Below are 16,415 nucleotides of genomic sequence, written 5' to 3'. Positions count from 1 at the left end.
TGAAGCTGCAGCGGTGTTGGCTATGTTCGTTCACCTCAATCACATAGTTTATCTATGCTCATGGGGATTCACTCTCTTGCCGCCTACCTGCAACTTCGAGTAGTTTGGGTATAGCTTGGGTACATCCCCTTCCTACTTGAAGGTAAAGCGGTGTTGGCTGCATTCGCTCACCTTAATTACATCGTGAATCGGCCGAGGCTAGTAAAGCAGCGAATAGAGCTTCTTACGATACTGATTGGCTAATGGATGGCCTTGACCTAGGGCGGTTAGGATATCCATAAAGGTTTTTTTCATTTCACCATCTAAGGTGTTTAGATTTTTACTGAGCCAAGACCAGAGTAAGGAGAGGGCTTCCTCGTCGCGTTTGACATGGTGATATTGTTTGGCAAGCTCTATCGCAATATTGGGATTCTGCTGGTCACTATTCCACTCTTGCTCAAGGGCGATAATTTCTGGGCTGTTCGCAGCTTGTTGATGTAATTCGAGTCTCGCAATCAGCGTTTTGTATTCACCTTGTTGGTATTCAAGTGGCATGTTGGCCAGCTCGGTTTGCGCCGCTTCTACTGCGCCGGTTTCTAGATAACAGCGAGCTAGAGTGAGTTTGACCTCACCTTTATTGCGCCACTCATCACTCAATGTGCTGAGCAGAGATAATGCTTCACTAAATTGTTCTTGCTCTGCAAGCTCGAATCCTTGGTACATGAGGCGCTCTTCATCGCTTGGCAAATGACGCTTAAGCATTTCCTCAACCGCTTCAATCGGCTGGGGGCCGCCTAATCCATCGACAGGTTTGCCTTCAATAAACAGCGCAATAGTCGGAATCGCTTGAATCCCAAACTGCGCAGCAATCCCTTGTTCTTCTTGGCAATTTAAGCGTGCAAGAACAAAGGCTCCTTGATAACGTTCGGTGAGTTGTTCAATCGCGGGTAACAGCTCGGCACTCTCATGGCTTATTGGAGCCCAAAAATAAAAAAGTACTGGTGAGAGTGCGGAGTGTTGGAGCACTTGGTGAAAGTTATGTTGAGAAACGTCAATAATCTTCGCTGCTTGCATAGCAAATCCTTGGTTTGGATGACACATCGCTGAATAAACTATGGGGATGCAGGTTTCAAAACTCAAGCCTAGGTGAGTGCCTTCCTAGATAAAGCGATCGCGTGATGGGATCGGTTCTTTTGTTTGGACTGCGCCGTCGAACCGTGATGCAAGAGGTTGGTGTATGCAAGGATTAAAACAAAATCACCACCCGAAGGTGGTGATTTTGTGGCTCTTACGAGCGAGCAAGCAAAGGTGTTTAAAGCAGTATAAATAAGGTCAGCGCAACACCGACACCGATCCAATTCCATTGGTTTAATGTCATTTTTTGTCGAACCACATGCAACGCTTGATAGATATTGATGTTTTTACTCAATGTCTAGGAGTTAATCCAGTGAGCATTATGAAGTTTGCCGCGCAATTGTTACCAAATAATGACAATTAAATAATTTATGCGGCTTTAAATAATAATTTGTCTAGCCAGCGTGTGGGTAAAAGTCGCTTTAATACCGCAAAGACTTTGGTTGGCGTCGTAATGCGATAACGGATCTTCGGTTTGCGTGCTTCCAGTGCATGGCAAAGTGGTGCTAGACAAGCCTCTGGTGGTAAGACAAAGCGGTTGTTGGAGTGTGTTTTGCTCAAACGTTGCATTTGCTGCTGGTAGGCGAGGTGGTGAACACTTTGTTCGATGTTTACCCAGCGCTTAAAGGCACATAAGGCATTGGCGCGAAATTGAGTTTCAATCGGACCAGGTTCAATCAAACTGATATGAATATCCGACCCTTGCAATTCCAGTCTTAAGGTATCTGTCCAGCCCTCGATGGCAAACTTGGAGGCATTGTAAGCACCGCGATATTTCATGGCGGCAAAGCCAAGTACAGAGCTGTTTTGAATAATGCGCCCGTAACCTTGACTACGAAAGTGAGGAAGCAAGCGGGTCGTCAGATGATGCCAGCCAAAAAAATTGGCTTCGAACTGTTCGCGCATAGCTTGTACGGGTAAGTCCTCCAAAGCGCCCGGTTGGCCATAGGCTCCGTTATTAAACAGTGCATAAAGCCGATGGTTGGAAAGTTCTAGCGCTTGCTCTACCGCTTGGTTGATGCTGGCTTCACAGGTGAGATCCAGTTGAATGCAGGTCAAACCCTCTTGGGATAGGCGCGCAACATCTTGTGCATCACGACACGATGCTATCACCTGATAACCCCGTAACTGCAATTGTTTCGCCGCCATGTAGCCAATGCCACTTGAGCAGCCAGTGATGAGAATCGACTTGGTCATCGTAATCCTTTAATTTATGCGTTTGCTAATGTCCGTTATGGCTTATTGTGATGCCGTGAGGAGCTGATTAAATGCCCGATCAATGCGTGAATAGTGGAACTGAAAGCCAAGGTCGGTCAGTTTTTTCGGCTTGGCTCTGATGCTATCGAGCAGCAATTCGGAGGCTTCACCCAATAACATTTTTATGAGCCATTGCGGCGTTTTAAAAAGGTGCGGACGCTTCAATGTGGTGGCTAATGTGAGGCTGAATTCTGCATTTCTCACAGGATGCGGGGCGCAAAGGTTATAAGGACCTTGAGCGTGTTCGGTTTCAAGCAGAAAAAGGATGGCACGCACCATATCCTGCATATGGATCCAAGGCATGTATTGTTGCCCATCTCCAATCGGCCCTCCTAACCCGAGTCGATAAGGGGGAAGCATTTTTTTGAGTGCCCCACCTTCCGGTGCCAGCACGATTCCTGTACGTAATAAACAGACCCGCGTCTGTTCAGATTGTGCTTTGAGGGCGCGCTGTTCCCACTGTTGGCAAACTTGGTGAGAAAAATGGTCACTTCTTACCTGAAGGCTTTCATCAAAGGCATGCTGTTGTTGGTCGCCATAAAAACCCACGGCAGATCCACTCAAAAATACGGCGGGTGGGTGAGCACTAGCGTGAATTTTCTCGACTAATTGTTCCGTGATATCTAGGCGACTACGGGCAATACGCTGCTTTTGGCTTTTGCTCCAGCGTTTATCGGCAATCGGTTCTCCGGCAAGATTGATGATGGCATCTATCCCGTTGAAATCAGAGAGCTCGTCTAACGAGCGCAGTAATTGCAGATTCTGACTTGGAATGTGCGCAAAGCGCTGAGCGGCTTTGGTTAGGTCACGGGTGAGAACCAGCAGCTCATGACTACTGAGCAACTTTATCAGCTCAAAACCGACAAATCCGGTTCCTCCAGTAATTAAAATTCTCATGGTGACTCCTTGTGTGAAGCGGGTTCGGGTATAACGCAGTATTGAAATAGTGAAGAGTGAAAGGGGGCTTTGTCAAATCTGGCTCATGGGTTATGCGGGCATTTACCCGTTTATCCTGGTCAATTTGAAGCGGTATCGGTTCCCTATTTAAAATCGTAGCGCTGTTGGCTAGGCTTATTCATCCTAAGATAGAGTTTGTTTACGGTGAGTTGGGTGACAAAACAACGGTGCACGCTAGAAAAGAAAGCCTTACAATTACCCAGTGTTTTTTAAGAGGTTAACCATGAAACTATTTTTTGTCTCAGATCTGCATGGTTCTTTACCTGCGACCGAACAAGCGCTTGCGCTTTATCAAGCATCGGGGGCGCAATCTCTGATTTTGTTGGGCGATGTATTAAACCATGGGCCACGTAATCCTATCCCGCAAGGGTATAACCCTGTAGCCGTCGCTGAAAAGTTGAATCAGTTTGCTGAGCAGATCATTGCTGTGCGTGGGAATTGTGACAGTGAAGTCGATCAGATGTTGTTGAATTTTCCTATGATGAGCGATTCAGCATGGGTACTGTTAAGTTCAGGGCGACGCTTATTTTTAACGCATGGGCATCTTTACCATAAAGATAAGCTGCCGCCGCTTAGAGAAGGGGATGTTTTGGTGCATGGTCACACACACATTCCTGTGGCTGAACAAGTTGGTTCAATATACTTAGTTAACCCAGGTTCGATGACATTTCCCCGCGGTGAGTATGCCGCGAGCTATGGTGTGTTGGAAGGCGATACAATGAAAGTGATATCGGTTGCTGGCGAAACGCTGGCCAGTTGCCATCTTCAATAAATCTTAAATACGATATCCCCTTGCGACTTGAAGCTGCAGCGGTGTTGGCCGTATTTTATTCCGAGTCGTTTGGGGACAGGTTTACTTTGCGTAAGGGTAGGTTAACTTTGCGTAGAAGAGGGGCGATCAACATGCCCAAGATCGCGCTCAGGATCAATTAAATCACGCACTCTTTGCTTCAGCACTTTGGCTTCTGGAAATCCCCCTTCCTGTTTACGTTCCCAAATCTGCACGCCATTACAAAAAATTTCGAAGCGTCCGCCCGTATCGGGATGCAGAGCGACATATTCAATCTCTTCGCTGAAGGTATGCAGTAGCTCTTGACTCAGCCAGGCAGACCGCAGCATCCAATTGCATTGGCGGCAGTAATAAATGCCGATTTGAGCTTTGTTCATGGTGACTTCCTTGTTATATCTTCTTCCTGCTCTCGGTTAGATTAAGAATTACTGAACAGTACCGTAGAACCATGACTTAAGCTGGTAAAGAGAATGGTTCTTTCGTTAATAATGTCGACTCGACGGCTTTGTTGCGCATCCATCTTGAACAGTTGAGTGATGAGCTGTAATTGCTCGTCAGTAAAGTCCTTGCTTTGATTGGACGAAATATCTTTAAACTCGACAGGCGTGACTAAAAGGTAATTATCGCTGATATCCCATTCACCCGATTCGGAGATATTAATGATGCTTTCTGCGCTATTGTCATCTGAGAACAGTTTCACCACAGAAACGCGTAAATAAGTGCCATTAGGCAGATATTTCACATTCGAGGTTACATCTACTCGACTAAGAGGACCAATTGCCGGACGGTCACGGTTGGTTTTAATTAGAGAGACCATTTTTGATTGCCACTCTCGAGAAGTTAACACTTGCTCAAGTTTGAAATCGCTTCCCCAATATAACCAGCCACTGAGCAGTAGGGATAGCAGCAGAATACCTATGGCGATGTGTCTATTTTGCATAGCAAGCTCCTACTCACACACTTTGATGGCATCTTTGGGGTCAGCAACGATGCGTAAGGTTATGTTTTCCCCTGAAACTTCAGGGCTGTGGATGTAATTCAGTGTTAACTGGTTATTTTGTCCACCCGTGGCAATGACTTCTATCGGTTTGAGTTCACCACTATGTTTTTCATTGTATTTTTTTACGCACAGTTCGATCGACGGTAACCAATTTGAAAGGTCGGGATGGTTGTTGGGCATATTGACCACTACACCATCGACAACCGTTAAAGGCTTAAAGCTTGATTGACTCGGTGCAGTCAGTAGAACCACAGCGATAGGCAATAAAATAGCGAATAGAATAAGCAGCCTATTTCCCCAGTTTGGTGCCGATTTATGAGGGGCGACATCAATCGGTAGCGGTGTGGTCATTTGCGCTGTTAATGACGCCACAATGCTTGATTCTGTTAGTTCATTGACAGATGCCGGTTGAGGGATGTCATCCGTTTCATTTTCACGAGAAATCTCTTCTTCAACCGTTTCCACACGGGCGATCAATTGGTAACCGCGTTTCGGAACCGTTTTGACGTATTGTGGGGACTTTGTCGAATCTTTGAGCATTTTGCGCAGCGTCGAAATTGCCTGAGTTAAGCTGGAATCATCAACTTCAAAACCTTGTTCTCGCCAAACAAAATCATGTAAATCATTACGAGAAATCACCTCGTTTGGACGTTGGGCCAGCAGCCAAAGAATTCGGCTTTCGTTGCTGCCTAATCGAATGATCTCTTCACTATCTTCTTTGTCAATCAGAGTATTGCTTAGGGGATCGAAGGTAAATTTTTCAGCAAGAATGAATTTAGTACCAATATGACTCATCGATATCTCTTTTGAGTTGTGTCCTAATCCGAACATCTAATGTCCCAGTATCTCCCTGTCCCAACACTCAGACTTTACTGGTTTTTTTATCTTCTTTGATAAAAATGCAGACTTAGAATAATCCAATCTCGATCAAAAAACAGTGTTTTTATGAGTTTTGACCTTGAATTTACATTTTTTGTCCATATCTCACTTGCACATCAAGGTAATTCCATTGAGTCTCAATGGAACAATTGTTTGAAACAGAAGTAAACGGAGCGATTATGAGCGAGACTGCAACCACTAATAAAGAAACGCGTGGTTTTCAATCGGAAGTTAAACAACTGCTGCACCTGATGATTCACTCTTTGTACTCCAACAAAGAAATTTTCCTGCGCGAGTTGATTTCTAACGCTTCCGATGCGGTTGATAAATTGCGTTTTCAAGCGCTTTCTCATCCTGATCTCTATCAGGGCGACGCTGAATTAGGCGTAAAACTCTCTTTTGATAAAGACAAAAATACATTGACCATTTCGGATAACGGGATTGGTATGACCCGTGACGAAGTGATCGAAAACTTAGGTACGATTGCTAAATCGGGTACGGCTGAATTTTTCTCAAAACTTTCTCAAGAGCAGTCTAAAAACTCGCAGCTCATTGGCCAGTTTGGGGTGGGTTTTTACTCGGCTTTCATCGTAGCGGATGCGGTGACAGTGCGGACTCGTGCTGCAGGTAGTGCACCAGCAGATGCCGTACAGTGGTACTCAAAAGGTGAAGGCGAATACACGGTTGAAACTATTAATAAAGAGTCTCGTGGTACCGACATCATTTTACATCTGCGTGAAGAAGGTAAAGAGTTCTTGTCCGAATGGCGTCTGCGCGATGTGATTTCCAAATACTCTGATCACATCGGTATTCCTGTCTATATCCAAACCTCGGTGATGGATGAAGAAGGGAAAGCGACAGAAGAAACCAAGTGGGAGCAGATCAATAAGGCTCAAGCGCTGTGGACTCGTGCTAAATCGGAAGTTACCGATGAGGAATATAAAGAGTTCTACAAGCATGTATCACACGATTTTGCTGATCCACTCGTGTGGAGTCATAACAAAGTCGAAGGTAAAAATGACTACACCAGCTTACTTTACATTCCTGCTAAAGCGCCTTGGGATCTGTTCAATCGTGAACATAAGCATGGTTTAAAACTGTATGTGCAACGCGTCTTTATTATGGATGATGCGGCGCAATTCATGCCTTCTTACCTCAGATTCGTACGTGGTTTGATTGACTCAAACGATCTGCCGCTCAACGTATCGCGTGAAATTCTGCAAGATAACAAGATCACTCAGTCACTGCGCCAAGCTTGTACTAAGCGCGTATTGACCATGCTTGAGCGCATGGCGAGCAATGATGCTGACAATTACCAGAAATTCTGGAAAGAGTTTGGCTTGGTGATGAAAGAAGGTCCGGCAGAAGATTTTGCTAACCGCGAGAAAATCGCTAGCTTGCTGCGTTTTGCCTCTACTCATGTCGATTCGGCAGAGCAAACCATCAGCCTTGCTTCTTATGTCGAGCGCATGAAAGAAGGTCAAGACAAGATCTACTATCTGACGGCAGACAGCTATACCGCTGCGAAAAACAGCCCACACTTGGAGCAGTTTAAGTCAAAAGGGATTGAAGTCATTCTGATGTTTGATCGCATTGACGAATGGTTGATGAATTATTTGCCAGAGTTTGAGGGTAAAGCATTCCAGTCCATCACCAAAGCAGGCTTGGATCTCAGCCAGTTCGAAGATGAAGCCGAAAAAGAGAAACATAAAGAGACGGAAGAGCAATTTAAGTCTGTGGTTGAACGCCTCAAAGGCTATTTAGGTAGCCGAGTGAAAGAGGTTCGTACCACATTCAAACTGGCTAACACACCAGCAGTCGTGGTGACCGATGATTATGAAATGGGTACCCAAATGGCGAAACTATTGGCTGCAGCTGGCCAGCCTGTGCCTGAAGTGAAGTACATCCTTGAAGTTAACCCTGAACATGCTTTGGTAAAACGCATGGCTGATGAAGCGGATGAGCAAACTTTTGGCCGTTGGGCGGAAGTGCTACTGGGTCAAGCTATGCTTGCCGAACGTGGCTCGATGGAAGATCCATCACAATTCTTAAGTGCGGTGAACCAACTGCTTGCACCTAGCCACTAATTCCTTATCGTATCTCAAGCCCGCTTCGGCGGGCTTTTTTCTGCCTTTAAGTTATCGAAGGACGGATTAGTGACTAAACAGGTGAATGGCTGTTTTGCGTCAGTATCATGAGGTCTATCTCAATTTTACCCATCACATTCTTTAGTCTTAGAGCGGTATGCCAAACGATTTCTGTGATAGAATGCGGCACTTGAATGTGGTCATTAACGCGTGTATTTTTGCACGCCAGCTCGCTATACGGGCTGTTCTGTCTGTTATACCGAAACTTACCGTGAGTATTTGCAAGCGCTGTGAGCTTCGGTATAAAAATCAATTAGTATGAGGATAAAACATGCGCATCATTCTTCTCGGTGCTCCGGGTGCAGGTAAAGGCACACAAGCTCAATTCATCATGGAAAAATTTGGTATTCCACAAATTTCTACTGGTGACATGCTGCGTGCAGCCATTAAGGCGGGCACTGAGCTCGGTAAGCAAGCGAAAGCGGTAATCGATGCAGGACAATTGGTATCGGATGACATCATTTTAGGCCTTATCAAAGAGCGTATTGCTCAGGCTGACTGTGAGAAAGGTTTCCTACTAGATGGTTTCCCACGCACGATTCCACAAGCCGATGGCCTAAAAGAGATGGGTATCAATGTTGACTATGTGATTGAATTTGACGTAGCGGATGATGTGATTGTTGAGCGTATGGCGGGTCGTCGTGCTCATCTACCTTCAGGCCGTACGTACCACGTAGTGTACAATCCACCTAAAGTTGAAGGTAAAGATGACGTAACGGGTGAAGACCTGGTGATCCGTGAAGATGACAAAGAAGAAACCGTACGTGCGCGTCTGAATGTTTACCACACCCAAACTGCGCCACTTATTGAATACTACGGTAAAGAAGCAGCTGCAGGTAAAACTCAATACCTAAAGTTTGACGGCACTAAGCAAGTGAGCGAAGTGAGTGCTGACATTGCTAAAGCGTTGGCTTAATCATTATTGTGATGTGCTGATTGCATTGATAGGTGAAATAAAGCGGCAGTAAAGCCGCTTTTTTTATAAACTTTTTACCAGAAAGAGACGTAATAACGTATTCAACAGTGCATTTTGAAGGAAGCCATGAATAATCATAAAAAACTTGGCATTTTGCTTGCCAACTTAGGTACTCCGCAAGCGCCAACCTCTCAAGCGGTAAAAGCGTTTTTGAGCCAATTTCTGCATGATCAGCGAGTGGTAGACATGAGTCGTTGGCTATGGTGCCCACTTTTACATGGCATTATCTTGCCAACGCGATCGCCTAAGGTGGCTAAGCTGTATCAATCAATCTGGATGGATGAGGGATCGCCTTTGATGGTCTACTCTCGACGTCAACGCGATAAATTAGCAGAGCTTAGCCAACGGCCTGTTGAGCTAGGGATGACCTACGGAGAGCCGAGTTTATTGGAGGGTGTACGCAAGTTGCAGCAACAAGGTGCTGAACAGATAGTGGTGCTGCCGCTTTATCCGCAATATTCCGCGACGACAACGGCGGCGGTGTTTGATGGTCTCGCCAAAGCGTTGCGTCAGTTACCTGTAGTCCCTGAATTGCACTTTATTCGTGATTATCATGACCATCCACTCTATATCCAAGCCCTCGCGGAAAGCGTTCGTGCTTCATGGCAACAACATGGACAAGGTGATCTGTTACTCTGCTCTTACCACGGTATTCCTAAACGTTATGCGCAAAATGGCGATATCTACCCAGAGCATTGCAAAAAAACCACAGAGTTACTGGCTCAAGCATTAGGATTGCCTCAAGATAAAGTCATGATGACTTACCAATCTCAGTTTGGTAAGGAAGAGTGGCTGCAGCCATATACGGACAAGACGATGGAAGCGCTTCCTCGCCAAGGCATTAAAAAGCTTGATGTTATTTGTCCTGCCTTTTCAGTGGACTGCTTAGAAACGCTGGAAGAAATTGCTGAGCAGAACCAAGAAATCTTTTTGCACAGTGGTGGCGAAGCGTTCCACTATGTTCCCTGTTTGAATGACAGTCAGAGCCATATTGAGCTGATGGCCGCGCTGGTTAAAGCCCATTGTTAAGCTTCAATGTGAGCGAGTCATGCATAAAGCAGCCATACAAAAACAGCGCCTCATTCGGCGCTGTTTTCAGTTTCACGGCGTATTTATGATTCAATCTTTATTGCGTCACCAGCTCTAACGGCTCTGATTCACCGCGGCAGATGCGAGTCAGCTTAGGTGCAATCATGAAGGTGACGATGGCAATTCCGGCTGTCACATAACCAATTTGCGCAAATACCTCACCATAAATATGCAGTGATTCGGTGGCGCCAGACACATTAGCTGGCGTTGAAGTCAGGCTAGCGACCCAACCTGCAATGACTGCGGCAGACGCCGAAGTGAGGAACCACATACCCATTGCAAAACCCATCATACGTTGTGGTACCAATTGCGCGACCATAGCTAAACCAAGACCAGAGACTAGGAGTTCACCGATGGATTGGAAAGCATAACTTGCGATAAGCCAGTTTGAGCTAATGATGCCTTGTTCGTTAGCAAACAAGGTTCCCCAGCTTAATACTAAGAAAGAGAGCGCACACAAAGCCATCCCGAAAGCGAACTTGAAAGGCATCGCCAATTTATCGCCCAGTTTGCCGTAAGTCGCCGCCAAAATAGGGCTAGCAATCATAATCCAAAACGGGTTGAGCGCTTGAAACTGCTCTGGCGCGACATCAAAACCAAAGATATGGTGCTCAACGTTATTGATAGCAAAGAAATTCAGTGAAGTTGGCATTTGGAAATAGAGTACGAAAAACACGACGCCTTGCAGCATCAAGATGAAGGCAACCAGCATTTTGGCGCGTTCAATGCCAGACATAGAGAACGCTTCTTTAAAATAACATCCCAGAATAAACAGACCCGCAACAACCAAAATACCGTGTGCTAGGGTGAGGTTTTGTAGTAAGTAGCTACACACTAGGCTGGCAATGATAGAACCCACGGCGACAAGAACCAGATACATTTTGTTCACCGGCATAAGGTCGGCTGGAGAGCCTGTGCCTTTTAACATGCGTAAGCAAAATAGGAAGTTCACCACAGTGATGGCAAGGCCGACTGCACTCACCCCAAATGCCATTCCATAGCCCATCTTGATTGCCACGAGTGGAGTGATGATCATTGAGAAGAAAGAGCCTAAATTGATCGCCATGTAGTACATGGTGAAAGCGCCATCTAAGCGAGGATCATTCTCTGGGTAAATTTTTGCAAGTAGACTCGAAGGGTTTGCTTTGAACAAGCCGTTACCAACCGTAATAAAGCCCATCGCGATGTAGATTAACGTTGGCCCAACAAGCGGATGATCTGCGGTGGAAAGTCCAAGCAGAACATAACCGACCATCATGACAATCGCGCCGAGAGTAATAGCACGTTTTGTCCCAATAACTTTATCGCCAATCCAACCACCAATCGCGACAAAACCGTACACTAATGCTGAAAAGGCACCGAAGAGTACGAAAGAAGCGGACTCATCCATGCCCATAATTTTGACCATGTAAACCGTCAGAATGGCTTGCATACCGTAGAAGCCAAATCGTTCCCAAAATTCGATAGAGAAGATCAAATAGAAGGCATTCGGTTGTTTAAAGATATTGAGGTTGGACATAAGCATTCCTGTATCATTGTGCAGTGCAATGGTTGAAGTCTGTTGTGAAGCTCCAACCGTCAAACATTATATTTATTCAACTCATCCATGAGAGTTTTTTATTCGGCTGATACCTATACATTCAAAATAAATGATGAGCAATACAGGTTTTCTCAGGATTCAGTTGTAAACAAATGTAACTCAATGAAAATCAATAAAACTTCCGAGAAATGAATCGTGATTTTTGTTGCGTAAACTAATTTTTCATAAAAAGGACTTGCCATCAAACCTGGGCGTGAATGCTCCATTTGATTGGCTTGTTGAATCTATCGATATGATTAATTTGTGTTTTTTATTGTTTTGGTAGGCGATTTCTTACTGGATGTTTGCTTGGAAAATGCACAGATTAAGCTAATTTATGCATTTAAATCAGGTGCGGGGGACTCAACTCTTTTTACAAGAGTGCATTTCATATTTGCTCTGTGGGTGTGGTAGCATGCCGAAAAAGGTTGGCATAACAGAATATAAATGAAACGTTGGTATCTACTTTACTGCAAACGAGGCGAGCAGCAGCGCGCGAAGATGCACTTAGAAAATCAAAGTGTTGAATGTTTCTACCCCGAAGTGTGCGTTGAAAAAATTCTACGTGGTAAGCGGCAAATGGTTCAGGAGCCGTTATTCCCTTCTTATATGTTTGTGCGTTTCGATTTCGAAAATGGACCTTCATTTACGACCGTACGTTCTACGCGTGGTGTCGTGGATTTTGTCCGCTTGGGGCCTCATCCGCGTGAACTGCAAGGCGATTTGATTTATCAATTGAAACAGCTTGATTGTGAGCAATTGAAGAACGCCACCAAACAATTGCCAGAAAAAGGGCAAACCGTTCGAGTCGCGAGAGGTCAGTTTGCCGGCATTGAAGCGATTTATTTAGAGCCGGATGGTGATACTCGCTCGATCATGCTGGTGAAGATGATCAGTCAGCAAGTACCAATGAGTATTGAAAATACCGATTGGGAAGTCACCTAACACCTTATCTTTAACGTCTGGATTTTTCTGTTGATGAATTATCGGGCGGTGAAAGAATTAAAAAGCCAGAGTGAATCATCACTCCGGCTTTTTTGATCACTATACTATCCCTACTTGAAGCAGCAGCGCTGCTGGCTAGAACTTCAGGTAACTTGGGTATTTCTTAGTAGGCCTGTTTATGGACGGCTTTCACCGCGCGGCCTGATGGGTCAATACAGTTTTTGAAAGACTCATCCCACTCAATCGCTTTGGCTGAAGAGCAAGCCACAGAAGGGCCTCCCGGTACGCAGCGTGCCGCAGATTCAAGTGGGAATAGCTCCTCAAAAATTTCCCGGTACACATAACCTTCTTTGGTGGTTGGAGTATTGTATGGGAAACGGAATTTCGCAGTTTCCATTTGTTGATCACTGATCTTCGCTTCTGCGGTAGCTTTTAGCGTATCGATCCAACCATAACCTACGCCATCAGAAAATTGCTCCTTTTGACGCCATGCAATCGACTCTGGCAGATAGTGCTCAAAGCACTCACGCAGGATGTGTTTTTCCATTTTGCCATTACCACACATTTTATCGGCTGGGTTGAGGCGCATCGCAACATCAATAAATTCTTTATCTAGGAAAGGCACACGACCTTCAACCCCCCATGCTGCCAGCGATTTGTTGGCACGCGCACAGTCAAACAAGTTCAAAGCCAGCAGTTTGCGTACGGTTTCCTCGTGAAACTCTTTAGCGTTTGGCGCTTTATGGAAGTAGAGATAGCCACCGAAAATTTCGTCTGCTCCCTCACCAGAAAGCACCATTTTGATGCCCATGGCTTTGATTTTACGCCCCATCAAGAACATGGGAGTAGAAGCTCGAATCGTAGTGACATCATAAGTTTCGATGTGGTAAATCACATCACGAATCGCATCAAGTCCCTCTTGAATGGTGTAAGTCATTTCGTGGTGCACAGTACCAATTTTCCCTGCAACTTCACGTGCGGCTTTAAGATCTGGAGCCCCTTCTAAGCCGATAGCAAAAGAGTGAAGTTGTGGCCACCATGCGGCACTTTTCTCATCGTCTTCAATACGCATTGCGGCAAAACGCTTCGCAATCGCAGAGGTAATCGAAGAATCCAGACCACCAGATAGCAGCACACCATAAGGAACATCGGTCATCAGTTGGCGTTTCACGGCGGCTTCTAAGGCTTGAGTTAACTCTTCTTTGCTGCTGACGTTATCTTTTACTTCATCAAAACTATTCCAATCACGCACATAGTAGCGTGTCACCGCTTGATCTTTTGAACTCAAGTAGCTACCAGGAGGAAATTCACTCAATGTTTTACACACAGGAACCAGAGCTTTCATCTCTGACGCCACATAGAAGTTACCATGTTCATCATGACCCTGATAAAGAGGAATGATGCCGATATGGTCGCGTCCAATCAGGTATTCATCTTTCTCTTCATCGTAGAGCACAAAGGCAAAAATACCATTGAGCTCTTCGAGGAGTTCAGCTCCTTTATCGCGGTATAGTGCCAAGATAACTTCACAGTCAGAATCGGTTTGGAATTCATATTGACCCTTGTAACGCTCACGAATTTCTTTGTGGTTATAGATTTCACCATTCACGGCAAGGATGAGCTTACGATCTGGGCTATAAAGAGGCTGTGCGCCACTATTTAAACCCACGATGGCTAGACGTTCATGGGCCAGAATCGCTTTATCAGAAGCGTAGATACCCGACCAGTCTGGGCCGCGATGGCGCAGTTTTTTCGACATTTCGAGGGCGATAGGTCTTAACGTTGCTGCATCAGTTTTAATGTCTAGGATGCCAAAGATAGAGCACATATGAATTCCTTTTAAATGTTTTTTAATCTGTTGGACTTAATTTGCCATTCTGATTAAAAACTTCAACCCCATGTTGAGTTTTATTTTAAATAAAAAGATTTTGATTGGAAATTTTCTATTTAATCTTTGTGTTGTTTAAATGAGCTTTAAAAAGTGGTGAAAAAAGAAACGATAGGGCGAACATCGCCCTATCTTTTAGCGGCGAGTGAAGTTGGGTTTGAGCTGTTCGCATACATGGCGAGCAAAACCAGTACCCGCTTCACTGTAAATGTTGAATGCTGCGTGAGCACCATGCTCAAGCAAGCTCTCTATCTGATCCGGGTATTCGGCAATGGCTGCGATTTGGCCTTGATAGTGGCGCTTTTGCAGTTGCTCAAGGGCAATTTGGTTAGCTTGATGGTGTGGCATGGCCAGCAGCACCAGCTTGACTTTGCCAGTATCGAAAATGCGCTCCCAAAAATCTGGGTCGGTTGCATCGCCAGAAATCACATTACGGCCTTCTTCGCGATGGCTATTGGCCGCCTCTTCACGAATTTCTACCCCAAGGCAGATTTCCCCGTGACGTGAAGTGAGCTCTTCATAGGCGCCGCGACCGATACGTCCCATACCTAAGATAAGTACTTGCGCTTCCCCAGGGTCTATCAGGCGATCCCTTGTGTGCAAGGATTCGGCGGCTTGCTCTTTCAGCCATTTGGCCGAACGTTGATAAATAGTATGTCCTTTACGTTCAATCGGAGCGGCTAAGATAAACGATAAGGGGACGGAAACGGCGAGAGCCACCAGAATGTCACTGTTTATCCAACCCATTTTGAAAGCAAGTCCGCCCACGATCAGGCCAAATTCACTAAAGTTGAATAGGGATAGCGAGGCCAGTAGTGATGTGCGTACCCGGAAATGGAACTGGTGGATGACCCAAAAATACAGCACGCCTTTTATCGGTAGCAGTAGCAGGAGCAGTAGAGCGAGCATAATTCCGGTGGTAGTCGGGTGAGCAGAAAGTCCAATGTTCAGGAAGAAGCAGACTAAAAACAGCTCTTTGAGATTAAATAGCGCTTTTGATAATTCAGAGGCTTTGTGGTGGCTGGCGAGCATCATTCCTAAGATCAGTGCTCCAAGGTCGGGTTTCATACCGACTAGCTGGAAGGATCCGGCTCCCACAACCAATGCAAAAAAAATCCCAAACAGAACCAACATTTCGCCGTGGCCGACCCAATCCAATAACTCATAAAAGAGCGGACGGAGTAAAGGGAGTACAAATAAGCCTATCGCATACCATTCTGGGAGTTTGCCAGTCGATGCGGTTAAGAACACCACAGCAAAGATATCTTGCATAACCAGAATACCAATGGCTAAGGTGCCATAGGTCGCATTCATTTCCCCTTTTTCTTGCAGCGATTTGACGGCAAATACGGTACTAGAGAAGGATAGGGCAAATCCGATCAAAATGAGTTTATCAAAAGAAAGATCCGCCAGACTATCGAGCCCTAACTGCTTAAAAATGAGTAAGAGAAGCGTAAACAGTGCGGTAGAGAGCAAGTTATGAATGGTTGCTCCTGCCCAAATCTCTTTGGCGAGTAAAGTTTTGACTTCCAGTTTCAAACCGATGGTAAACAGCAGTAGGGTGACCCCTAAGTCGGCGAGCAGAGAAATAGTGTCATTACTGGTAAATCCGTAGGCGTTGAGCGCAAAACCTGCAATCAAAAAGCCAACCAGTGGCGGTAAATGGCACTTTAAAGCGATAAAACCTGCTAAAAATGCGGCAGAAAGAAGTATCAAATCCATGAGCTATGTTCTTAATTTAATAATAAAAAAACGGCGGTATAAAAATACCACCGTCATTATAGGTCAATTAGTT

Annotated in this window: 14 protein-coding genes; 5 read left to right on the top strand and 9 right to left on the bottom strand. The window is 45.3% G+C overall.

Annotated elements, in window-relative coordinates:
• Window positions 1-198: 198 nt before the first annotated feature.
• From R4537_RS14450 to R4537_RS14440, 3 genes are all read right to left on the bottom strand, one after another.
• Window positions 199-1,053 (bottom strand): co-chaperone YbbN, encoded by an 855-nt coding sequence (locus R4537_RS14450; protein WP_032480532.1) that lies wholly within the window; start codon window positions 1,051-1,053, stop codon window positions 199-201.
• A 429-nt stretch (window positions 1,054-1,482) separates the two neighbouring features.
• A complete protein-coding gene (locus R4537_RS14445; RefSeq protein WP_071178535.1) occupies window positions 1,483-2,310 on the bottom strand; it encodes an SDR family oxidoreductase in 828 nt (275 codons plus the stop codon).
• Between the two features lie 42 nt (window positions 2,311-2,352).
• Window positions 2,353-3,267: a TIGR01777 family oxidoreductase gene (locus R4537_RS14440; RefSeq protein WP_001221394.1), complete on the bottom strand. Its 915-nt coding sequence runs from the start codon at window positions 3,265-3,267 to the stop codon at window positions 2,353-2,355.
• A gap of 283 nt (window positions 3,268-3,550) precedes the next feature.
• Here R4537_RS14440 and yfcE point away from each other — a divergent pair, with 283 nt between their 5' ends.
• On the top strand, window positions 3,551-4,099 hold the full coding sequence (gene yfcE / locus R4537_RS14435; protein WP_071178534.1) for a phosphodiesterase: 549 nt from the start codon (window positions 3,551-3,553) through the stop codon (window positions 4,097-4,099).
• Window positions 4,100-4,200: 101 nt separating this feature from the next.
• On the opposite strand, the gene R4537_RS14430 is transcribed toward yfcE, so the two are convergent.
• Genes R4537_RS14430 through R4537_RS14420 form a run of 3 tightly spaced genes read right to left on the bottom strand, consistent with a single transcriptional unit; the run spans window position 4,201 to window position 5,912 of the window.
• The gene (locus R4537_RS14430; RefSeq protein ID WP_071178533.1) at window positions 4,201-4,494 is read right to left on the bottom strand and encodes an Rdx family protein; all 294 of its coding nucleotides are present in this window, start codon (window positions 4,492-4,494) and stop codon (window positions 4,201-4,203) included.
• Window positions 4,495-4,535: 41 nt separating this feature from the next.
• Window positions 4,536-5,057 carry a transmembrane regulator ToxS gene (gene toxS, locus R4537_RS14425; RefSeq protein ID WP_071178532.1) on the bottom strand — a complete coding sequence of 174 codons (522 nt, stop codon included), beginning with the start codon at window positions 5,055-5,057 and terminating at the stop codon, window positions 4,536-4,538.
• Window positions 5,058-5,066: 9 nt separating this feature from the next.
• Window positions 5,067-5,912: a transcriptional regulator gene (locus tag R4537_RS14420; protein ID WP_071178531.1), complete on the bottom strand. Its 846-nt coding sequence runs from the start codon at window positions 5,910-5,912 to the stop codon at window positions 5,067-5,069.
• A gap of 263 nt (window positions 5,913-6,175) precedes the next feature.
• On the opposite strand from R4537_RS14420, the gene htpG reads away from it, so the two are divergent.
• From htpG to hemH, 3 genes are all read left to right on the top strand, one after another.
• Window positions 6,176-8,083 carry a molecular chaperone HtpG gene (gene htpG / locus R4537_RS14415; protein ID WP_001888074.1) on the top strand — a complete coding sequence of 636 codons (1,908 nt, stop codon included), beginning with the start codon at window positions 6,176-6,178 and terminating at the stop codon, window positions 8,081-8,083.
• 331 nt (window positions 8,084-8,414) lie between these two features.
• Window positions 8,415-9,059 (top strand): adenylate kinase, encoded by a 645-nt coding sequence (gene adk / locus R4537_RS14410; RefSeq protein ID WP_001220222.1) that lies wholly within the window; start codon window positions 8,415-8,417, stop codon window positions 9,057-9,059.
• Window positions 9,060-9,185: 126 nt separating this feature from the next.
• A complete protein-coding gene (gene hemH, locus R4537_RS14405) occupies window positions 9,186-10,148 on the top strand; it encodes a ferrochelatase (protein WP_001059255.1) in 963 nt (320 codons plus the stop codon).
• 97 nt (window positions 10,149-10,245) lie between these two features.
• Here the strand turns inward: hemH and dtpA are convergent, their stop codons facing one another.
• Window positions 10,246-11,727: a dipeptide/tripeptide permease DtpA gene (gene dtpA, locus R4537_RS14400; protein WP_000067586.1), complete on the bottom strand. Its 1,482-nt coding sequence runs from the start codon at window positions 11,725-11,727 to the stop codon at window positions 10,246-10,248.
• Window positions 11,728-12,234: 507 nt separating this feature from the next.
• Between dtpA and rfaH the strand changes: the two genes are divergently transcribed.
• Entirely contained in the window at window positions 12,235-12,732 is a 498-nt protein-coding gene (rfaH, locus tag R4537_RS14395) for a transcription/translation regulatory transformer protein RfaH (protein WP_000833007.1), read from the top strand.
• A 163-nt stretch (window positions 12,733-12,895) separates the two neighbouring features.
• On the opposite strand, the gene asnB is transcribed toward rfaH, so the two are convergent.
• Entirely contained in the window at window positions 12,896-14,560 is a 1,665-nt protein-coding gene (gene asnB / locus R4537_RS14390; RefSeq protein WP_000337017.1) for an asparagine synthase B, read from the bottom strand.
• Between the two features lie 195 nt (window positions 14,561-14,755).
• Window positions 14,756-16,342 (bottom strand): cation:proton antiporter family protein, encoded by a 1,587-nt coding sequence (locus R4537_RS14385; RefSeq protein ID WP_071178530.1) that lies wholly within the window; start codon window positions 16,340-16,342, stop codon window positions 14,756-14,758.
• Between the last annotated feature and the right edge of the window lie 73 nt (window positions 16,343-16,415).

The sequence above is a fragment of the Vibrio paracholerae genome (assembly GCF_037672085.1).
In the GTDB taxonomy this organism is placed as follows: Bacteria; Pseudomonadota; Gammaproteobacteria; order Enterobacterales; family Vibrionaceae; genus Vibrio; species Vibrio cholerae.
Note: the sequence above shows the minus strand (reverse complement) of the source record. Positions and strands in the feature narration are given on the sequence as shown.